Origin of the sequence: Vibrio sp. V04_P4A5T148 (assembly GCF_963875605.1) — a bacterium.
GTDB lineage: Bacteria > Pseudomonadota > Gammaproteobacteria > Enterobacterales > Vibrionaceae > Vibrio > Vibrio anguillarum.
In genome coordinates, this window is the sequence record NZ_CAWNMS010000102.1 from 45124 (window position 1) to 67560 (window position 22437).

A 22437-nucleotide genomic window follows, 5' to 3' on the forward strand; every position below is an offset into this window, starting at 1 on the left:
AAGTATTCTTCTCGCGCTCAAAATACACTGCCAGCCATTGCAGGAAACCCGACCTTTTTCGGGAGTGAGATTGAGGAAAACGCATGTTTACAGCAACAGATGTGTTGAATGCAGAGTTTATCGAGCAACCGCTTGATAAGCTGTGGTCGCTGATCTCTCCACTTTATATGGTGGACGAATCTCAATGGCTGAAGCAGTTATTACCGCTGGCAACAGCTACAGAATCAGAAAAATCGGCGATATTAAATAAAACAACCCAGTTAATCGAAGCGATCCGAGCCGACAAAAAAGCGGTGCAAATGATCGATGCCTTATTACTTGAGTACAGTTTAGATACGCAAGAAGGTATTTTGTTGATGTGTTTGGCTGAAGCTCTGATGCGCATTCCCGATGCGGAAACCGCGGATGCTTTTATTAAAGATCGGCTCAGCGTTGCAGATTGGAAATCTCATCTGAAAAATTCTGACTCTGTCTTTGTCAATGCGTCCACGTGGGGGTTGATGCTGACTGGTAAAGTGATTGGCCTTGCTGATGTGGATACGACTAGTCCAACGCAGGCGGTTAATCGTCTAGTGAATAAGCTTTCTGAGCCAGTGATTCGTAAGGCGATGCACCAAGCGATGAAGGTGATGGGCCACCAATTTGTGCTAGGCCGAACGATTGAAGAAGCACAAAAAAATGGCCGTCCTATGCGTGATAAAGGCTATACATATTCATTTGATATGCTCGGCGAAGCGGCGTTAACCACGGCCGATGCCAATAAATATTTCAAAGATTATTTGATGGCGATTGAGGCGGTTGGCCGCGAGAAATATGGCTTATCAACCAGCCCGGCACCGTCCGTATCAATCAAGCTTTCTGCATTGCATCCGCGTTATGAAGTGGCTAATCAAGAGCGCGTGCTGAGCGAGCTTTATAGCACACTGCTACAGCTTTTAGCCCGTGCTATCGAGCTGGATGTGGCGATCACTATTGATGCAGAAGAAGCAGATCGTTTAGAGCTGTCATTAAAGCTATTTGAAAAGATATATCGCAGTGAACCCGTGAAAGGGTGGGGGAAATTTGGTTTAGTTGTACAAGCTTACTCTAAGCGCGCTTTACCCGTTTTAGTTTGGCTTAATGGGTTGGCGAAACAGCAAGGTGATGTGATCCCACTGCGTTTAGTCAAAGGGGCGTATTGGGATAGCGAAGTGAAGTGGTCTCAGCAAAGTGGCTACAGCAACTATCCGGTATACACACGTAAAGAAGCTACTGATGTAGCCTATTTGGCTTGCGCTCGTTTTCTTTTAAGCGAGGGCGTTCGTGGCCATATTTTCCCTCAATTTGCCAGTCATAATGCACAAACCGTGACCGCGATTGCGGTGATGTCACAACACAAAGATTTTGAGTTCCAGCGTCTGCATGGCATGGGTGATGCTCTTTATCATCATGCAATGAAAGCCTATCAACAATCGGTGCGAATTTATGCTCCAGTAGGTAGTCATAAAGACTTACTGCCTTATTTAGTTCGTAGATTGCTTGAAAATGGTGCGAACAGTTCGTTTGTGCATCGTTTAGTTGATGCTCGTTGTCCTATTGATACGTTAACGCAACATCCCGTCGATATGTTGCTCTCGTTTGATTCTTTACCAAATAACAAAATTCCTTTGCCACCGCACATCTTTACCGAGCGCGTTAATTCCTATGGTGTCAATATTGATATTGAAAGTGAGGCAACGCCTTTTGAAGCGAAAGTAGAATGTTGGCTCAGTAAACAGTGGCATGCTTCTCCTATCATCAATGGTGTTGCTCTGCTCGAAAGCATGATCAAGGCAGGGGCATCGCCGGAAGTTGTGACTGCGCCTTATGACCGTAGGAAGCATGTTGGACAAGTGGTATTTGCCAACCTTGATCATGTTTCCGAAGCTATCTCAATAGCGGAGCAATCCTTTGCTGCTTGGAAGCAAGAAGAGCACAGCGTTCGCGCGGGCAAACTTGATAAACTTGCTGATTTACTCGAAGAGAACTTGGCTGAACTGGTCGCCATTTGTCATCACGAAGCAGGGAAAACCATTCACGATAGCATTGATGAAGTCCGCGAAGCGGTAGATTTTTGTCGCTATTACGCCAAACAAGTTTCCGCGTTAACACCCTTTGAAGTGACGAGTTTTGATAATGAAAAGCGAAAAGTAAGCCGTGAAGGTCGCGGTGTTTTCGTGTGTATTAGCCCATGGAACTTCCCTCTTGCGATTTTTCTTGGGCAAATCACGGCAGCGTTAGTTGCGGGTAATACGGTCGTTGCCAAACCCGCAGAACAAACCAGTTTGATTGCTTCGCGTGCCGTGGAACTGATGCTGGAAGCTGGCTTTCCTGCTGGCGTTATCCAATTGTTACCTGGACGTGGTGCAGAAATTGGCAGTGCGCTGACTTCTCACCCTGCCATTGCAGGTGTCGCGTTCACTGGATCAACGGCGACCGCGCAACGCATCAATCAAGCTCTCGCTCAACGTGACGCCGCGCCAGTGCCGTTGATTGCAGAGACGGGTGGGCAAAACGCGATGATCGTTGATAGTACGGCTTTACCCGAGCAAGTGGTGAGAGATGTGATTCGTTCTGCCTTTGCTTCGGCTGGGCAGCGCTGCTCTGCATTACGAGTGCTATTTGTTCAACAGGATATTGCCGATCGCATCATCAGCTTGATTCATGGTGCGATGAATGAGCTCAAGATTGGTCTTCCTTACCTCCACAGTACAGATGTCGGCCCTGTTATTGATGAAAAAGCCAAACAAAAGTTGTTCTCTCACATTGAACAGATGACCAAGACACAGACCAAAGTTGCGCAATTAGAGCTCAGTTCGGAGTGCCAACACGGTGATTTTGTACCGCCAGCGGCTTTTGAAATTTCAGATATTCACTGCTTAACCGAAGAACAATTTGGGCCGATCTTGCATATCGTGCGCTTTAAAGCGCGTGAGCTGGCCGATGTAGTGCAGCAAATTAATCAAACTGGTTTTGGTTTAACCATGGGGATCCATAGCCGCAATGAAACGACGTATCGTTGGATAGAAAAACACGCCCGAGTAGGTAACTGTTACATCAACCGTGATCAAGTGGGTGCGGTGGTGGGCGTGCAACCATTTGGTGGGCAGGGGCTTTCTGGTACCGGACCAAAGGCAGGTGGCCCACATTACTTATACCGTTTTACTCAAACTGAATTTTCTCAGTAATAAAGGCTCAGGAGAATTAGCATGGTTCATCAAGTAACACGTTTTTCTGACGCTTTTTCAGCATGGGAAAATTGGAATATCACCGATTTTGATTCTAAATGTGAGTGCTTACTTTCATTTAAAAATCTACTAGAAAGCGCTATGCCACAACTGGCAACAGTGATTTCTTACCATCTTCATCAGGCATCGGCGCTGTTGGCGCATTCGCATCAATTGATCGGTCCTACTGGAGAAACCAATGAGCTATACACCGCAGGTCGGGGCGTGGCTGTGATCATCCAAGGTGAACACAGTGATAAAGCGCAACAGGCGGTGGCAGCTCAGCTTTGTGCCGCTCTTGTGGCAGGCAATAGCGTCGTCTTATGTAGTGACGATGCGATGTTGATTCGAACACTGCAAGCGGCATTTGAGCAGTCAACACTCCCTACTAATCTCATTCAGTTTACGTCTTTTGATGCTTATCATCCGTTGATGGCGTCGGACGTTCGAAGTGTAGGTTACGTTGGGAACACTTCGGTTGAGCGTAGCCTCAACCGTCAGCTAGCTGATCGTAATGGTGCGATTGTCAGCCTAGTTTCTGAAACGGACTTGAGCGCGATCCCCGTGGCTCATGATCCTCACTTATCGTTGCGCTTTATTACCGAGCGTACTCGCACAATAAATATAACAGCAGTGGGTGGTAATGCGACCTTGCTTGAGCTTGGTAGCGAAACCCATTAATCCTTTCTGTTTTATCCTCTTCTTCGGAAGAGGACATGGAAGGCGATCTTTTAAAGAGGACAAACACAATGGAAAATAGCTTTGCTATTACAACCACCTTTATCCTGTATCTTATTTTGATGCTGGCTATTGGTGTGGTTGCATACCTTCGAACGAAAAACTCCGCAGATTATTTCTTAGGAGGGCGATCACTGGGCCCTTGGCCTGCGGCTTTATCGGCGGGTGCATCTGATATGAGCGGTTGGTTATTGCTCGGTTTACCTGGTTACGCGTACGCCGCTGGTATTGAGGCTTTCTGGCTAGCGGGTGGCTTATTATTGGGCACATGGGCGAACTGGTTAGTGAATGCTAAGCGCTTGCGCACTTATAGCATCACGACAGATTCATTAACATTACCTGAATTTTTATCACGCCGTTTTAATGATAAATCTAAACTGATTCAAACCATTTCAGCCTTCTTTATTTTGCTGTTCTTCCTCTTTTATACCAGTTCTGGCCTTGTGGCTGGCGGTAAACTATTTGAAACGGTATTTGGTTTAGATTATTCAACCGCAGTTATTATTGGCACCATTTGTGTGGTGTCTTATACACTGTTTGGTGGATTTTTAGCCGTTTCTTGGACTGACTTAGTGCAAGGCCTATTGATGGCAGCGGCATTAATGATTGTGCCCATCGCGGCAATCAACGGTGGTTTGGGTCAACTGAGTCAAGATCTATTCGCAATAAACCCAGAGCTATTGACGCTGTGGCATGATGTGAAAGGTGAGCCGTTAACGGGTGTTGCCATTATCTCATTAATGGCATGGGGGCTTGGTTATTTTGGTCAACCCCATATTTTGGCGCGCTTTAAAGCTTCCCGCTCAAATAAAGATCTCACCACTGCACGTCGTATTGCGGTAATTTGGACCGGTTTATCCATGGCGGGAGCCCTATTAGTTGGCTTAGTTGGGCTTGTTTATGTGACGAACACAGGTTCGCTGGAGCTGGCAGATGGTGAAAAAATCTTCATGCTGCTAGTGAATGCGATTTTCCATCCAGTTATTGCAGGTATTTTGCTTGCGGCTATTCTTGCGGCAATTATGAGTACCGCTGACTCGCAATTATTAGTTTCTTCCTCTGCGTTAGCGGAAGATTTTTACAAGCAAGTCATCAAGCAAGATGCAACGTCGGAGGAGATAGTTCGTGTTGGCCGCTTTGCTGTGATTCTAATTTCTATCGTTGCGTTAGTGCTGGCCATGACACCAGATAGTTCCGTGCTCGGCTTAGTTTCGTATGCATGGGCGGGCTTTGGCGCCGCATTTGGCCCTGCAGTGGTATTGAGCCTTTATTGGTCTCGAATGAACCGCAATGGTGCACTAGCCGGCATTATTGTTGGTGGCGTGACCATTGTGGTTTGGAAACAACTGTCTGGCGGTTGGTTTGATGTGTATGAAATTGTTCCTGGGATCATTTTCTCTGTACTTGCGATCGTTGTGGTGAGCTTAGCGACAGCTGAACCCGAAGAGAGCGTGAGAGCACAGCACGTGACCTTTAAAAAGCAGCTGGTTGAACTAGATTGACATTCATACCGTTGTTCAATAACTAGCCCCTTTCTGAGGGGCTTTTTTGTACAGGTTAGATTGTGTAGTGTGCTTAGCAGAAAATAAGGAGATTGGGATGGACGTTTTTTGAAGATAGCTCACGAAACACACACTAAAGTTTGAGAAAAATGAACCTGTAGGCGCAAAATGTGTCAATTATCAATAATGATGCAAATTGTAGGGATTATTGGACCATGTCAAAAGCTTATTGCACCTGTTGTCGTAAAGAGACACCACATAAAGTCGTGATGAAGCGCTGTCAGTCAGAACCTTGTTCAACGTGGCAAGGTGTTCAAAAGTTTTTTGCGCTCATTATACAAGGTGAACCTCATTACAAAATGGAAAAGCAAGGTTTTTGCCGAGTATGTAATCACCCATCAACATTAAGCCACACCGACTTCTCACGCGTCCGCGTTCTCTAAATACTTCCAGCACTGCGCTAAGTTTTTTGGCGTAGTGCGCCTCTCGCTCAAAAGATAATTTTGCTTTTATTCGGCTGACTAAGTTTGATTTAGTGCACATTCACCACCGTTCTATTGCACGAGTGTCAAGTATTGGGAACTTAGGCAAAGTAATAATCCATAGTTGTAATATTCTCAAGCCCATTACTTTGGTGAACAAGCTTCAAGGAGCATTGCAATGCAATTGAGTTTAAAGAGAAAAATGGTGTTCTCTGTGGTTGCTGCTATTACATTGACAGCCGCTGCATTGGTTATGGTTGGCTATCAAACCTTTAAAACCGACAGCTGGAGAGCGATTGAGAGTGAAGCGCGTAATACATTACAGGCTCATGCAAAAGGGATTGGTGACTGGTTTAATAGCAAACAAAAAACGCTGCTAGGATTAAAAAACGAAATCGAGCGTAATCCACAATTAGACATTGTTCCTCACCTACGCCAAACCTTGGAGTCTGGTGAATTTGGGCTGAGTTATTACGGTAATGAACAGGGCGATATGATCCGCAATGACGGATCGCGTAACCAAAATGGTTATGATCCTCGTGAGCGTGGTTGGTATAAAGAAGCCAAAGTCGCGGGTAAACCGATCACAACCGCCCCCTACGTCAGCGTTACCATGCAAACCTTAGTGGTGACATTGGCAGAACCTGTCCGTCAAAATGGCCAACTGATTGGCGTCGCCGCTTCCAATTTAGCTTTGGGTAAATTGATCAAGGACGTCTTAGCTATTGAGGTTCCCGGGAAGGGCAATGCTATTTTGGTGAATACCAAGGGGCTAATTGTTGCCCATCCCAATCAAGAGCTTATTTTAAAACCTACCCAAGAAATGGCCTCACAACTGACCATTCAAAGCATATCAGAGGCGGCAAATTCTCAATTACCACTCTTTGTTGATATTGATGGTCAGGCCAAAGTATTGATGGCGCAAAGTATTGAACATACCGACTGGCTGTTGGTTATGGTGATGGACAAAACGGTTCTCGAACAGCCACTCAATGACATGCTATTGAAACAGAGCTTGATTGGCTTGATGATTTTAGTGATCTTGGCATTAGCGACCTCATGGTTCGTCGCTCGTCAGTTGAATGAGTTGAGTAATATTGCTCAAGCTTTGTCAGATATCGCCGAAGGTGATGGCGATTTAACCCGTCGTTTAGCCGTTCGCAGTGACGATGAAGTCGGTATCTTAGCAGATAAGTTCAATAAATTTGTCGATCGCATCCATGTCATGGTGCAAAGCGTACGTGATGTTTCCGTCTCCCTTAACCAAGGAGCGACACAGGCCGCGAGCTCAGCCAGTCAACGTAGTGAACGGATTCGTACTCAACAAGATGAAATTACTATGGTTGCAACTGCGGTAACTGAAATGGCGTCTGCGACCGCTGAAATCGCGGGCAATGCTGATAATACCGCTAAAAATGCCAATGAATCGGTTGAGCTTGGTGCACAAGGCTATCGCCAGATGCAGCAAAGCAAACAGTCAATCAATCAGTTAGCACAAGAGCTTAGCAGTGCTGTGGGCATCATTGGTGAATTAGAAGTGCACGCTAATGAGATTTCAACCATTCTGTCGACCATTCGTTCGATTGCAGAGCAGACAAATTTGTTGGCCTTGAATGCGGCGATTGAAGCGGCGCGCGCCGGAGAGCAAGGTCGCGGCTTTGCGGTTGTAGCTGATGAAGTCCGAGTGCTTTCTCAGCGCACTCATGCCTCTACCGAGGAGATCCAGTCTAAAATTTCCGGTTTGCAAAAGGTAACGACCAATGCTGTTTCTGTCATGACGGAAAGCCATAAACTGGTCGAAACAAGTGTGCAAGATGTGAACCATACAGGAGAAAGCTTACACGCAATCAGCGAAGCCATTCAGATGATCAGTGATATGGCAACACAAATTGCATCAGCAGCAGAAGAGCAATCTTTGGTGACAGCGGATATTAATGGCAACACCGAATCGGTACGTGAAGTCAGCGACCAACTCGCCAGTGATGCGCAAAATGCAGTGCAACAAGCTCATGAAATGCACCGTTTAGCGAATGAGTTAGATAAAGAAATTTCTCGTTTCAAACTGTAATCATCTCAACGTACTCAAAGTAAAGAGGCGATAAATAGATTACAAACAAGAAAGTGGGTGCTTGCTCACTTTCTTTTCCTTTTTTCTCCTCAGTCTTTTTATTATAACGTTCCTCTATTCTATGTGATTTATATCACAATGCCTTGTGATGATAGGTTGGTTTAACGCTGTAAGCCATTATTGTATGCCATATCACTTCTTTTGAGAGCGCCGTGCAAAACCATGAGCCTAGACCGCATCGACCAACAGATCTTACGTATTTTGCACAGTAAAGGACGGCTTCCCGTTGTTGAGCTGGCAAAGTTGGTGAATTTAACCACATCTCCTTGTTCTGATCGTGTCAAACGCTTAGAAAAGGAAGGGTACATCAAAGGCTACCATGCAGAACTGTGCCCAGAAAAGTTAGGTCTGGATGTACAAGTGTTCATTCATATTCGATTGGATCAAACCAGTTTCTCTATTTTTGAGCGCTTTTCACAAGCAGTGGCGGACATCCCAGAAATTGAAGCATGTTATTCATTGTCCGGTGATTTTGACACCATGATCAAAGTGAGAGTGAAAGATATGAAAGCCTACCAAAGTTTTATGTCTGGCAAGTTGGGTACATTGCCGGGAGTGATTCAAACGCGCAGTGAATTTGTGATTGAAGAACATAAAGCCAGCTTTGGCATTAATCCTGAGCTCATTTCCAAGACGCTGCCTTAGCTGCGAATGAGGTGAAATACGGTGCAAGAAACAGAACAGCAACAGTCCTTAACTAAAGACGTTACGACACTTTTTACTAGATTAAAACAGCAGACAATAGCAGAGCCGTATCCTAGCCTTGAGCAAAGACGTATTTGGTTGCAGCGCTTAAAAACCGCGTTACTCAGTGAACAGGCCGCGCTCGTTGAGGCCTTAAATCAGGATTATGGTTATCGGAGTCGCTTTGATAGTACGGTTTGCGATCTGCTACCGGCCGTTTCACACATTAATTACACGCTAAAACACCTCAAATCGTGGACAAAATCGCAATCGCGTCATGCTGGTTGGCTATTACTGCCGTCGACAGTGAGCGTTCACTATCAACCCTTGGGTCTTGTGGGGGTGATTGTACCTTGGAATTTTCCTATCGTGCTCAGTATGGCTCCATTAGTCACCGCATTGGCAGCAGGTAATCGCGCTATGGTCAAATTGAGCGAACATACGCCCTGCACCAACCAAGTGTTGATGCGTATTTTTGCGACGGTCGATGAAGCGGTTGATACTGTAGAAGGTGGAGCTGACGTTGCCGCACAGTTCAGTGCGTTACCCTTTGATCATCTGTTATTTACGGGGTCAACACCGGTAGGTAAATTGGTTGCCCAAGCGGCTGCGAAAAACCTAACACCAGTAACGTTAGAGCTTGGCGGGAAATCCCCCGTGATCATTGCACCTGATGCTGACCTTGCGCGTAGCGTTGATAACATCATGCTTGGCAAAGCCATCAATGCAGGGCAGATCTGTGTTGCTCCTGATTATGTTTTACTGCCGGAAGGCAAACAACAAGCCTTTGTGGAGCTCTATCTGCAACGCTTTAAGCGCTATTTTTCCACTAAAGATGGCTATGATACGTCACATATTATTAATCAAACCCAGTTTGATAGGCTGCAACAATACTTAGACGATGCTAAACAAAAAGGGGCCACATTGCATCCCGTAGAAGGCGATGCAAAAGCGGGAACGTATCAATTTTTGCCTTGCTTAGTGACGAATTTGAAGGTTGATATGTTGTTATCCCAACATGAGATATTTGGCCCCATATTGCCGATATTGAGTTATCACAGTTTGGATGAAGCGATAGCTTATATCAACGCTCGCCCACGTCCGTTAGCTTTATATTTAATGAGTGATGATCACGAGGTGATCAAACAGGTTAGTACACAAACGCATAGTGGTGGCCTAGCTGTGAACGATACTCTGTTACATGTGGCCGCCGATGATGCCCCCTTTGGCGGTATTGGCGATTCTGGGGTTGGGCACTATCACGGGATTGAAGGTTTTAAGACCTTTTCACACGCCAAAACCGTATTGTTTTCTAAGCGTTGGTTGCCACGTAGCCAGTGGATGCTGCGTTATCGTTTAGTGATGCTGGCAATATTACGCAGGCTATTTATTCGCTAATCAATGGACCACACATTTTTAATATCAGGCCATCCCCAGTTGGTCAGTGCAACGTCTTTGAGCACACCCTGAAAACGTAATGTTTGCTTATGGTGGAACAAAGGGACGAGGCAGTATTCGTTGATCAAACTCGATGCTAGCGGTTCCAACGCGATAAGGTAGTGTGTCAATGGTGTCGTTGATCGAATGTCGATTAACGCTTTGAGCAGCCATTGGCTCTCTGCGGGGCCAATGCAATGGTGCAACATTGGGTTGCCAAATAAGTGGCTAAATGCACTGAAATGCCGATTGTCATCTAAATTAATATTGGTGATAACTATGGTTTCGTACAATTTGCCTTGCTGGGCCAGAAAATTCAATTCTCGGTAGGAGTAAATGTTGACGGCAGCAGTCAGCCCCATCTCCTCTAAAATATGTTTCACACCGAAGGCGCAATGAATCAGTACCGTGTAGTCATAGACGGCAATCGAGATTTGATTTGGCAGGTTTGTTTTGGGCGCTGGTGGTCGCACCACAGGTTGCCATACTGGCAGTAGGTTACTGGCAACGACTGCGTCAAACTTAGTTGGTTGTTGTGCTAAATAGTGCTCTAGTTTTTCTCCAGATATCTCGGTAGCTAGGTAGCGTTTCTGATTTTCATTAAGAGGTGAATGAGCACCTTGATTGAACAAAATAAACATGCAACCATCTTCTACTCTTGATGATTGATTAGAGGTGATGATCGCCAGTTCTTCAACGTTACTCAGCTCTACATCGTGGTGGCAAGAGATGTTTTGTTGCTGATTTTTTTGTTTGATATGCATGCCTTGAGGGTACAACTCGTCTTCATTTAAAATCCAAATTGTGACGTGATCCGTTAAAGCTCGGCAGCCATAGAATTGGTCAAATGCGCTTAAAATGAGTTTGTGAGGTGAGTGATCTTGAACTTGAAATGGGCCACAACCTGTCACCATTGGGGAGTATGCATTGTTCACTTGGCTGGCTGGTTGAATTGAATATTTGACGCCAGAGAGCAACCCTGCAAATCCTAAATCAGATTGATTAAGAGAAAATACTACTTTTTGTGGTTGTGGTGCGCTTACATCAACCAAATGCGCGAGCTCTTTTTTGTACTCTTCCAAACTAGAGAGTTTGGCAAATAAACTCACGATCGTATTAGCATCAATCGGTGAGCCATCGTGAAACGCTAATCCGGGGCGAAGATAAAATACCCACTGAAAATGCTGCGCATCATACTCCCAGTGATGGGCTAATTCTGGATGAAAGCGTCCTTGTTCATCACACTGGATGAGGCAGCAATAGATTTGCCTGAGCAGAAATCGCTCACTACTACGTTGTATTTGATGGGGCACTAGCCGTTCAAATGGTCGTTTATATGTCAGTTGAATGTGTAAGCGACCTTCGCGAATAGATGCGCCGGAAGTACTTTGCAACAAACGCCCAAACACTACCTCATCATTATCTAGTATGGTTAAGGCTTTTTCATATTTCCCAGCCAAAATTTGCTCTTTCGCGAGCGTTTGTTTGATTGTGTCTAAATCGAGGTTCAGGCGCAGTATCGAGCGTTGGTTACGTCCGACTTTGGGTTGCCAATTGAGCCAACCTTGTTGCTGCATTTTAGCCACCAGATTTCGTGCATGACGCGGTGAGGTGAATAAACATTCTGCAACCTGTGTTAACGACACTTTAATCTCTTGACCCACACCAAGCACGGTCAGGCGTGTGTAATAACGTAATAAAGTAAGATCAGACACTCGCAAATCCTCTGGATGAAAGGGAAGAGATAGGCAGTTCAGTTCTTCGCACGGCCTTGCGCTTTGCCCTCCTTGATGGTCAAGTTGTTTGGGTATAGTAGCGAATTTATGAAGAACCAAATAAGAAATATTAATGATTATTTGTTCCTCATTTATTGATTTTTAGTTTTTAAATATCGTTTTAAGGCTAATTTCGATGATATGAGGAATTAAAAAATAAAAAATTCTCAGTTTTTGTATTCCTTGTTTTGATTCACAATCAACGCATCGATAGCTGAGGAGGTGAATGATGAACGACCCCATAACGACTGACACCAAACAGCCAACACCGCTGGCGATCTATTACCGCCAGCGTTTAGAAAAATCACGTAACCCTATAGAGGTAATGGCGATTTTAGCTCTGATTCATTTATGTCACTGGTGACCATGAATAAAGGCATCTTGCATACCCTAAACTCTTGAGTTAGCTATGCTCCTGTTACCCCCAACTGCATAATTGCAGGATGCCTTTCCTTTTCGATATACATCACTTTTTCTTCGTCCTACTTTTCATCTTTATCGTAAACGACTACCATGACATCGCTTTTTTAAAGCCAATTTATAGTTTAAATTCTCAGGGCGGGGTGAAATTCCCCACCGGCGGTGTGTTTGTTTTTTCAGTTGAGAAGGCAGATGAGCCCGCGAGCGCTCGATGTATCGAGGTCAGCAGATCTGGTGAAAAACCAGAGCCGACGGTTATAGTCCGGATGAGAGAGAATGAAGAGACGCCAGTTAGTTCGCTAGCTGGTGCAATTTGTTTTGGATTTGATCCCTCATAGCAGCCCTGATTCTGGTGATTTTTTAGGAGTACAACCATGAATCAGCTATCTCTACTTGCCAAATTTGGCGACCCTATTACTCGTGTTGAAAACGCACTGTCTGCGCTTAAAGAAGGGCGAGGTGTGTTGTTGCTTGATGATGAAGATCGTGAAAATGAAGGCGATATCATTTATGCGGTTGAGTCACTGACCACACAACAAATGGCACTGATGATCCGTGAATGCAGTGGCATCGTCTGCCTATGTTTGACCGATGAACAGGCTAATCAACTGCAACTGCCCCCGATGGTCATGCATAACAATAGCGCAAACCAAACCGCTTTTACTGTCTCGATTGAAGCAAAAACAGGTGTAACTACGGGCGTTTCAGCGCAAGACCGAGTGACCACAATAAAAACCGCGGCCCGCTTTGATGCTAAAGCCGATGATCTTGCACGCCCCGGCCATGTTTTCCCACTTCGTGCTCGGGCGGGGGGCGTTTTGGCTCGTCGTGGGCATACAGAAGGGACGGTTGATCTTATGCAAATGGCGGGTTTAATGCCTGCGGGTGTATTGTGTGAACTCACCAATCCTGACGGTTCCATGGCCAAAACACCCGAGATCGTTGCGTTCGGGCAAAAGCACAATATGCCTGTATTGACGATTGAAGATATGGTGCTGTATCGAACAAGGTATGATTTCAAATTAGCCTAACTGTGATGGCCCAGAGATAAAGCTTCTTTGGGCCAGTCGGCATCTTCTCTATTGCTCTACATCTAGTAAAATAGATAGGTGTCCGATCGCTCTTCTGCTACAGTGGCGCGCTATTTCTTCACAGTCTGTCATCTTGATGGCACTGGAAATCTAACCCTAGGATCTATTTTGACCAATAACGATATTTTACGCCGTATTCGCTACACTTTTGACTTTAAAGACTCAGCTATGGTTGAGATTTTTGCTGCGGCGGACGGCTGCGTTACTCAAGAGCAAGTGACTACTTGGCTAAACAAAGAGACGGAATCTGTGTTGAGTGATGTGGATCTAGCGATATTTCTCAATGGTTTAATCAATACAAAGCGTGGTAAACGCGATGGTGAACAACCTCAGCCTGAAACACGCTTAACCAATAATATGATTTTCATGAAATTGCGTATTGCGCTGGATATGAAAGCAGAAGATATTTTAGACACATTAGCTTTTATCGATTTTCGTTTAAGTAAGCACGAGCTCAATGCATTTTTCCGCAAGCCTGACAATAAACACTACCGTGAATGTAAAGATCAGATCCTGCGTAATTTTTTAATGGGTGTTCAGCGTCAACTGCGTCCAGAAGATAAACGCGAATATCAAGAAAAAATCGATTAAACCAAAGAAATCTCCTGTAAGTCATTAGGGATCTCTTCATTGAAAAAAGCCATGTTGACATGGCTTTTTTACTTAGTGATCAACGATCTTCATTCTGACGCTTACGAATATCAGTTTTACCTCTTCTTGCTAAACTTTAAAGCGGTCCACCAACTCATAGAGTTCGTTGGCTCGGCTATTCAACTGCTGGCTACCCGCTTGGTTCTGATTAGCCAGTTCAGCCGATTGACTACTTTGATCAGATATCACCACAATACGCTCTGATATCTCTTGCCCAACAATACTTTGCTCTTCTGTTGCAGTTGCGATCAGCGCGTTCATATCCATAATCGTGGCAATAGAGTCTTGAATTTTTTGTAATGCTGTCGATGCGGCATTGGCTTTTTCTACGGTGCTTAAGCTACGGCTTTGGCTTGAATCCATCGCTTTAACTGCGGCATCAGAGGCATTTTTCAGTTGCCCGATCATGGCATGAATTTGCCCTGTACTGTCTTGGGTACGGCTGGCTAATTTTCGGACTTCATCCGCTACCACGGCAAATCCTCGTCCTTGCTCGCCCGCGCGAGCCGCTTCAATAGCTGCGTTTAACGCCAGTAGATTGGTTTGTTCCGCAATATCTTGGATAACCGCAAGTAGAGACGAAATGTTTTTCACATCGCCTTCCAGTTTTGAAATCACAAGGCTCGCTTCAGCGACCTCTTTGGCGAGATCCTGTACCGATTGTGCGGCTGAATCAACAATTTCATGGGCATCTTTGGCGTTGTCGTCAGCATCTTTTGCCGATTGAGCGGCATGGTGGGCGTTGTTCGAGATCTCTGTTGCAGTCGTGGTCATTTCTGTCATCGCTGTCGCTACTTGATCGGTCTCTTCACGTTGCCCTGATGCAATGGCGTCAACTTGTTGTGCTCGTTGTGTCATGTCATTGGTTTCATCCACAACCTGTTGCCCAACTTGGTGCACGCGCGCCTTGGTGCACGCGCGCAATGATACTTTGTAAGCTAGAGACAAAGGCATTGAAGTTGTCACTTAATCTTGCAAATTCAGGGGCATTGAATTTCTCCATTCTTGCGGTTAAATCGGCGTCACCACTGGCAAATGAGCGAATCGATAAATCAAATAGTTCAAGAGGGCGCATAATACTGCGGTTTAAAATGATGGCGAAAAACCCGACGATAAGAATGATGATCAGGCTCATCAAACCGATATTAACCAAACTACTCTGCATATTTTCAGCAGCAAGCTCCTCCATATTGGCAATGACGGCATCAATATCATCGGTGTAAAAGCCAGTACCTATCATTAAATCCCATTGTGGCAAGTAGGCGGAATAGGCCAATTTAGGTAGTGGCGTGCTTTCTCCCGGTTTGGGGAAATAGTAGGTGGTGAATTTGCCGACTTTGGCATTTTTGATTAAATCTTGGATTAAATAGTTGCCCTGTGTGTCTTGCATATTCCAAAAGTTATCGCCTAAACCAGCATTACTTTGGCCCAGTAGTAGTCGATCCCCTTTACTATTGTAGCCAAAGATATAGCCACTATTTTCAAACGCGATGTCACGCAGTATTGTGATGGCTTCGCTGAGGGGAGCGTTCTTTTGTTTGAGTGATTTGAGCGCTGTATCGGCAATTTGCAGATATGAACGCAGCTCATTTTGTTTCATCTCCATCATGCTAGCGCGGGTAGCAGCCATTTGTTCGTGATTCAGTTTTTGTGTTTCTGAAAAACTGAGATACATCATACTTAACGAAATAATCAGTAGCGGAACAATGGATAGCACATAGAGTCTTTGGCGAATAGTCAGGCTCATGGTTATTTCCTGTTGTTATGTTATTGGCCTTGGTACTTTAACTGACGGTTGACATGCTCGTTGTTGTTATAAATATAGCTTAGCTAAGTTTGCGGCACCGCGTCTTACAAAGAGCATATTTTCATATGAAAAATGGGTGTTATGTCAAATTGGAATGCTAAGTAGAGTTGTTATGCCCTCTATGACTTGCCAGTGGCTTTCATTTCACCGCTTTAAGCTTAATTTCTATATTAGAGTATAGATAGTCTGTGATATACTCCGCGCCCACTTTACTTTCGAAGAGCCAGTGACCATGAGCCTGAAAAATGAAATTCAACAACTCAATAACCGTTTAGATACGTGTCGCCATAAGCTCGATGCGGCTAAAGGTCGTGGCGATCAAGTAATGATCAGCAAATTTACCGATGAAGTAGAACAACTGACGAAAAAGCTCGCTCAAGCAAAGCACAAGCAAAATTATACGGTGAGCAAAGAGCGTAAGAGTTTGCTCGATATGCCATTTTCTCGTGAGTTGACCAAAGCCGAACAGGCGGATTTAGGTCAATTGAAAAAGTCAGTTAAAGGTTTAATCGTGGTACACCCGATGACAACAATGGGCAAAGAACTGCGTTTAGAAGTGATGACGGGTTTCGCTCCAAAAACCTTCTAACCATCATTTTTTACGACAGAAAAGAGCCAGATTATCTGGCTCTTTTTGATCATACCTGCGACTCAATAGCCCATAAGTTGCAATAAATTCTCGGCGGTGTGGATTGCCTCTTTGCGGTTGGCAATATTCAGTTTTTGGTACAGGTTGCGGATGTGGGTTTTGATAGTGGTCCCTGCGACATCCAGCTCTTGTGCAATTTGTTCATTGCTAAATCCAGAGTAGATAAGCCCCAAGACTTGCCATTCACGTTGAGTGAGTGGGCTGGTGCGAACCAGCTCGGGAATATTCGGATGATTAACTAACTTCTCAACAAAATCCTCGTCAAAATGGATTGATCGGCTGCGCTGAGTGGTCGAGATCTCCTTCATTAACTGTTGTGCGCGGTGGCGTTCCAAATCGCCCAATTCAGCTCGGCTAGAGAGTTTTTCCAATAAGTGGCCGATCTGCGAACCATCGATTAAAAAGTTACCCACCATACCCGTCTGATTGGTTAACTGTAGCGCCTCTTTGAGTTTCTCTTTCGCCAATTCTTCATTGTGCACTGTGGTGGCTAGAACGGCTTCGAGGATCAAATTACGGTTTAGGTCAGTAATCAACTGATAAGTTTGCGCTTCGTGCTGCATAAACGTCAAAGTTTGAGTCGCATCTTCCAAATGACCTAAGTGAATCTGAACTCGAGCAATATTGCGCCATTGAAGCTGTGAAAAGTGATTGCACGCTTTTTCTGGTCGAATGGTGGTCTTGAGCCACTGCAACATTGCTTCATCATTGCCACGAGCTTGCCAAAATAGAATCAGTGAGAGCGAAGCATTCGCCGTCCAGTCTACGTGATAAGTCGATTGTTTCAGTAAGTGCTGTATTTGTTCGATGAACTTACCCGCTTTATCGAGTTCACCACGGCCAATAGCAATACGCGCCAGCATAGAATAACTGTGCAGATGCTTGCTTGGAGAGTGGTTGCCCAATACGCGTAGTCCTTTATAAGCGCACTCTTCCGCTTCATCCAAGCGGTTCCAGCACCACAGGATTTGGGCACGTATCCGTAGTAAGAATTCATGCAATGGCACTTGCTGTAATTGCTGCTCTTCAATTAATTTGAAGGCAATATCTTGTACTTCAAAAGCGGCTTGCACATAACCTTGGGCAATCAAGATCTCGCTTTGCTGTAGTAATGCCCATAGCGCTTGGTGGTAAACCTGATATTGGCGTGCCAGCTTTTCGGTTTGTTGCATCATCGAGAGTGCGCGGCTTAATTGACCGAGCACGTGGTTCACTTCGCCGACGACTGAAGTGGCGACAATACGACTGCGGTAAACTGTGTGATCCAGTTGGCTTAGCGCTAATTCCGCCAGTTCTAAGGCTTTTTCTGGCTCATTTTGGTTGATCGCGACTTGAGCACGTAGGGCATTGAATTCGCCTTGTTCTTTGGTGCTGAGCTGAACATTGAGCGCTTTCATCTCGTTGGTCGATTTGGTCAGCAGATCCCCAACGTCAAAGTAGCGGTGCTGACTTTGAGCCAGCCAAGCTTGTAGCATACACAGTTTAGGCTCGCGATAGAGTTGGGCCGGAGAGAGTTGGTTAATGGCCTCTTCGAGAGCCAAAAGCTCGCCTTGGTTGAACATCTTCCAGCCAAATTGCGTCAAGATAGTAGCGAGTAAGTCAGTATCGTTGGCGAGCGTGGCGTGACGCAACGCTTGATGAGGTGTAGCTTCTTGCAACCAAGCGTGCGCGGCGGCACGGTGCAGATCGTGCTCCTGCTGCGGGATGCGCGCCAAGCGTTCATGAGAGAGGAATTCCGCAAATAAGTTGTGGAACCGGTACCAGTTGTGCTCACCTTCCAGTGGATAAATGAATAAACCATAGCGGTTGAGCGACTCAATCATGCTCAGCGCGTCGTCACGTTTGGTGAGTGCAGAGACTAACACGTCATTAAAGTGATCGAGCACCGAGCATTGCATCAAAAATTGGCGCGTTTCTTTATCCAGCAGATCAAACACTTCCTCAACTAAGTAATCCCATAAATGTGCATGATTAAACTGCGATACCGACTCCGCTGTCTGCGCCAACGTGCGCTTTTGGTGCTGTGCTTGTAAGGCAATCAATTGCAGTGCAGAGGGCCAGCCTTCGACATAGGTGCACAAGTTGTTGGCAGTATCATCATCCACGCCATCAGAGACCCGTTGATTAAAGAAGCGTGTTGTTTCTTCGGTATCAAAGGCGAGTAGCTCGTTACCAATTTCGATCATCAAATCGCGTACGCGCAAGTTGGCCGTGCCTAATGGGGGTGTGGCACGGCTAGTGACGACCAGCGTTAGGTTGTCTGGCATGTGTTTGAGGAAAAAGCGCATCGCTTCGTGGATATCGTCATCGGCTATCAAATGGTAATCATCGAGAACTACATAGCACTCTTTGTTAAAGCCAGACATTTCCGAAAACACTTCACTAAATAGCGAGTGTAAAGAAGAGAACTGGCGTCGCTCGGCCAGTTTTTGGGCATTTGGACAACTTTGCTGAGTCGCTTTATTAATCGCTTGCAGTAAGTAGTTGATAAATCGGAACGCATCATTGTCGCTTTCATCGATGCTATACCAACCCACATTGGTCTTGTCTGATAACCATTGCGCTGCCATGGTGGTTTTTCCATAACCAGCAGGCGAGCGAAATAGCACGAGTTTGTAGCAAGGTGCTTGGGCAAGCAGCTCTAACACACGCGGGCGAACGATGGCGTTGTGTAGGCGGCCGGGACGAGTAAGCTTAGAAGGTATCCACATCTTCCAGATTCCATTTATTGTTCTTGTTACTGACTTAAAAGCTGATCGCAGCTTTGGAGGTGCTTAGTAAGAAGAGCATCATTATTTAGGAGTACACAAGTGAACTATCACTCATTTTGTGTGGATGTTACTTGATGTCGTGACGCACGTTTATTGATCCATCCCGAGATTCTTGCAGGATTCACATTTACTCATCATCTACGCCCTGTAATTGTGACTTTAATCACTAAAACTTCTTTGTTATGCGCTATATAAAAACTGAGCATGTACAAAATCTCATGTGATTTGTAAATGAAGCTCATTTTTTTGAGAGCCAATTCTCATATTGAGAGATTGATATTCCTGATCGAAACCTGAGCGTCATGAGCAGTATTTAGGCTAGTGAGCAGGGTGATGTGATCACAATCACTGCTTATGAACCGCTATGTGCAACGAATGAGAGATAGATCACTGCGACTCTGGTGCTCGCCCTCTACGCCCTGAGCCCTCCTCCTAAACGAGGTCATTTTTAGGAGGATGCCGACCTTGCGTAGCTGATGCACGATATGCCGAAGATGAATTAAAACGACTAAGTGAGATTTCGCTAATGAAACCTACGCAACAGAAGAAGTTTGATAAAGCTTCGTTCCAAGACAACGTAAAGAAACACCTGACTGCCACCTACGCTACCACCATTGAAAATGCAGATAGCCGTTCATGGTATCTCGCAATGGGGCGCGCACTGGCTGAATTAACGATGTTTGATCTACTCGAAACTGAGCAAGACGAGCGCATTGTTAACGCTAAGGGTCTGAACTACTTATCACTTGAGTTCTTGATTGGCCGTTTAACGGGCAACAACCTCATCAGCATGGGCCTGTATGAGCAAATCACGAAAGCGATGGCTGATTTAGGCCAGAACCTAACGGATTTATTAGAAGAAGAACGTGACCCATCCTTAGGTAATGGTGGTTTAGGGCGACTTGCGGCATGTTTCATGGATTCGTGTGCTGCGCAAGAGTACCCAACCGTAGGTTATGGTTTACATTATGAATATGGTTTGTTTAAGCAATCTTTTAGTGAGGGCCACCAACAAGAAGCTCCTGATGAGTGGCGTTGTGTTGAAGGCTACCCGTGGGAAGTGGCACGACCACACCTAGCACAAGAGATTGGTTTTTACGGCCATGTTGACGTTATCAATGACAATGGTGTGGAAAAACGCCGTTGGATTCCGAGTATGTTTGTCCAAGCAATGCCTTGGGATTTACCGATCGTCGGCTATGAAAGCGACACGGTTTACCCACTTCGTTTATGGGAATGTCGCGCAATTGCGCCTTTCTCACTGGCTGATTTCAACAACGGTAACTACTTTGAAGCACAGCATGCCTTGATTGATGCAGGCAACATTACCAAAGTACTTTATCCAAACGATAACCACGAAAAAGGCAAGACACTGCGTTTGATGCAGCAATATTTCCATAGCGCGGCGTCAATGCGTGACATTTTGCGTCGTCATGCTGCGGCGGGTCATGACATTGCTGATCTTCCTAAATATCAAACCGTTCAGCTAAACGATACTCACCCAACGATTTCCATTCCTGAATTGATGCGTATCTTGATTGATGAGAAAGGCATGGGCTGGGATGAAGCATGGGCGATCAGCTCAAAAACGTTCGCCTACACCAACCATACGCTACTGCCTGAAGCACTCGAAACCTGGAGCGAGTCGTTGATCCAGCGTTTGCTTCCTCGCCATATGGAAATCATTTACGAAATCAACCACCGCTTCCTGCAAGAAGTACGAGCCAAGTGGCCGGGTGATGTGTCGAAACAGCAAAAACTCTCCATCATTCAAGATGGTTTCCACCGTGTAGTGCGTATGGCAAACCTTTGTGTGGTTGGCTCTTACGCTGTGAACGGTGTGGCAGCGCTGCACTCTGAGTTGGTAAAACGCGATCTTTTCCCAGAATTCCACGAGCTTTACCCAACACGTTTGCACAACGTAACAAACGGCATTACGCCGCGTCGCTGGTTGAAATTTTGTAACCCAGGTTTGTCGGCGCTTATTTCGGAAAAAATTGGCACTGAGTGGCCAGCGCACCTTGACCAGCTAGAAGCGATTGCGCAATACGCTGACGATGCGAAATTCCAAAAAGAATTTATGGCGGTTAAGAAACACAACAAGCAGCGTCTGGCTGATTGGGTATCAGAGAACATGGGTATTGAGCTTGATACCAATGCCATCTTTGATGTGCAGATCAAACGCTTGCATGAATACAAACGTCAGCATTTGAATATGTTACATATTCTCTCTTTGTATCATCGTTTAGTGAATGACCCAACGTTCGATATGACGCCGCGCGTGGTGTTCTTCGCGGCTAAAGCGGCACCGGGTTACCACCTAGCTAAAGAGATCATCTACGCCATCAATAAAATTGCGGAAAAAGTGAATAACGATCCGCGCATTGGTAACAAGCTAAAAGTAGTTTTCATTCCTGATTACCGCGTGAGCATAGCTGAAATCATCATTCCTGCTGCCGATGTATCCGAGCAAATTTCTACCGCAGGTAAAGAAGCATCCGGTACCGGTAACATGAAAATGGCGCTAAATGGTGCTTTAACCATAGGTACGATGGATGGTGCAAACGTGGAAATTCGTGAGGAAGTGGGTGATGACAACATCTACATCTTCGGTTTGGAAGTGGACGGAGTCGAAGCGTTAAAAGCCAGTGGTTATAACCCATATGATTACTACAATGCGGATCCGCTGCTTAAGGCTTCACTGGATTTGTTGGTGGGTGAAGAGTTTACCCCAGGCGCTCCGGGCAAATTGAAAGCCACGTTCGATAGCTTGCTTGATGGTGGTGATCCATACCTAGTGCTGGCTGACTTCGCTTCGTATGTACAAGCACATCAGGCGATGGACAAGCAGTACCGTGACCAGGCTGGCTGGGCGAAGAAAGCGATTCTTAACACCGCGTTGGTGGGTAAGTTCAGTTCTGACCGCAGTATCCGTGACTACGTTGACAACATCTGGAAATTAGAAACCGTTAAACGTTAATTTTCAAGTAAGCCAAGGCCTTAGAGCCTTGGCTCTATGATGACTCATTATAATAAAACCCTACCCATTTGAAGGGG

Annotated in this window: 14 protein-coding genes, 1 pseudogene and 1 riboswitch; of the genes and pseudogenes, 12 read left to right on the top strand and 3 right to left on the bottom strand. The window is 45.5% G+C overall.

Translation table 11 applies throughout. The features are described from left to right. Positions 1-83 precede the first annotated feature (83 nt). The 7 genes from putA to AACT18_RS17360 all read left to right on the top strand — a co-directional run bounded on the left by putA (position 84) and on the right by AACT18_RS17360 (position 10177). Positions 84-3206, top strand: coding sequence for a bifunctional proline dehydrogenase/L-glutamate gamma-semialdehyde dehydrogenase PutA (gene putA, locus AACT18_RS17330; RefSeq protein WP_094125837.1), 3123 nt, complete (start codon positions 84-86; stop codon positions 3204-3206). 21 nt (positions 3207-3227) lie between these two features. Continuing rightward, entirely contained in the window at positions 3228-3926 is a 699-nt protein-coding gene (locus AACT18_RS17335) for a 1-pyrroline-5-carboxylate dehydrogenase (protein WP_017042347.1), read from the top strand. A gap of 68 nt (positions 3927-3994) precedes the next feature. Then, complete coding sequence (gene putP / locus AACT18_RS17340; RefSeq protein ID WP_094125836.1) at positions 3995-5485, top strand: sodium/proline symporter PutP; 1491 nt, start codon at positions 3995-3997, stop codon at positions 5483-5485. 215 nt (positions 5486-5700) lie between these two features. Beyond that, positions 5701-5928: a hypothetical protein gene (locus tag AACT18_RS17345; protein WP_013868195.1), complete on the top strand. Its 228-nt coding sequence runs from the start codon at positions 5701-5703 to the stop codon at positions 5926-5928. 217 nt (positions 5929-6145) lie between these two features. Next, entirely contained in the window at positions 6146-8035 is a 1890-nt protein-coding gene (locus AACT18_RS17350; RefSeq protein ID WP_094125835.1) for a methyl-accepting chemotaxis protein, read from the top strand. A gap of 222 nt (positions 8036-8257) precedes the next feature. Beyond that, on the top strand, positions 8258-8740 hold the full coding sequence (locus AACT18_RS17355) for an Lrp/AsnC family transcriptional regulator (protein WP_010317305.1): 483 nt from the start codon (positions 8258-8260) through the stop codon (positions 8738-8740). A gap of 21 nt (positions 8741-8761) precedes the next feature. Then, complete coding sequence (locus AACT18_RS17360; RefSeq protein ID WP_094125834.1) at positions 8762-10177, top strand: coniferyl aldehyde dehydrogenase; 1416 nt, start codon at positions 8762-8764, stop codon at positions 10175-10177. Here the strand turns inward: AACT18_RS17360 and AACT18_RS17365 are convergent. Then, a complete protein-coding gene (locus AACT18_RS17365; protein ID WP_094125833.1) occupies positions 10174-12072 on the bottom strand; it encodes an SgrR family transcriptional regulator in 1899 nt (632 codons plus the stop codon). The two genes, AACT18_RS17360 and AACT18_RS17365, sit on opposite strands and share 4 nt — an antisense overlap. 145 nt (positions 12073-12217) lie before the next feature. Between AACT18_RS17365 and AACT18_RS17370 the strand changes: the two genes are divergently transcribed. From AACT18_RS17370 to AACT18_RS17380, 3 genes are all read left to right on the top strand, one after another. Continuing rightward, the gene (locus tag AACT18_RS17370) at positions 12218-12355 is read left to right on the top strand and encodes a hypothetical protein (RefSeq protein WP_013868191.1); all 138 of its coding nucleotides are present in this window, start codon (positions 12218-12220) and stop codon (positions 12353-12355) included. 181 nt (positions 12356-12536) lie between these two features. Then, a riboswitch (FMN riboswitch) is annotated at positions 12537-12693 on the top strand. A gap of 92 nt (positions 12694-12785) precedes the next feature. Then, positions 12786-13442, top strand: a complete 657-nt coding sequence (gene ribB / locus AACT18_RS17375; RefSeq protein ID WP_094123326.1) for a 3,4-dihydroxy-2-butanone-4-phosphate synthase — start codon at positions 12786-12788, stop codon at positions 13440-13442. A gap of 168 nt (positions 13443-13610) precedes the next feature. Beyond that, a complete protein-coding gene (locus tag AACT18_RS17380; protein WP_038148283.1) occupies positions 13611-14093 on the top strand; it encodes a YehS family protein in 483 nt (160 codons plus the stop codon). A 129-nt stretch (positions 14094-14222) separates the two neighbouring features. On the opposite strand, the pseudogene AACT18_RS17385 reads toward AACT18_RS17380, so the two are convergent. Continuing rightward, positions 14223-15900 (bottom strand): annotated as a pseudogene (locus AACT18_RS17385) (methyl-accepting chemotaxis protein). 292 nt (positions 15901-16192) lie between these two features. Between AACT18_RS17385 and AACT18_RS17390 the strand changes: the two are divergent. Further along, on the top strand, positions 16193-16549 hold the full coding sequence (locus tag AACT18_RS17390) for a YibL family ribosome-associated protein (RefSeq protein ID WP_026027197.1): 357 nt from the start codon (positions 16193-16195) through the stop codon (positions 16547-16549). A gap of 62 nt (positions 16550-16611) precedes the next feature. On the opposite strand, the gene malT is transcribed toward AACT18_RS17390, so the two are convergent. Further along, on the bottom strand, positions 16612-19320 hold the full coding sequence (gene malT, locus AACT18_RS17395) for an HTH-type transcriptional regulator MalT (RefSeq protein ID WP_094125832.1): 2709 nt from the start codon (positions 19318-19320) through the stop codon (positions 16612-16614). 586 nt (positions 19321-19906) lie between these two features. Between malT and AACT18_RS17400 the strand changes: the two genes are divergently transcribed. Continuing rightward, positions 19907-22360 carry a glycogen/starch/alpha-glucan phosphorylase gene (locus AACT18_RS17400; RefSeq protein ID WP_094125831.1) on the top strand — a complete coding sequence of 818 codons (2454 nt, stop codon included), beginning with the start codon at positions 19907-19909 and terminating at the stop codon, positions 22358-22360. Positions 22361-22437: the final 77 nt, after the last annotated feature.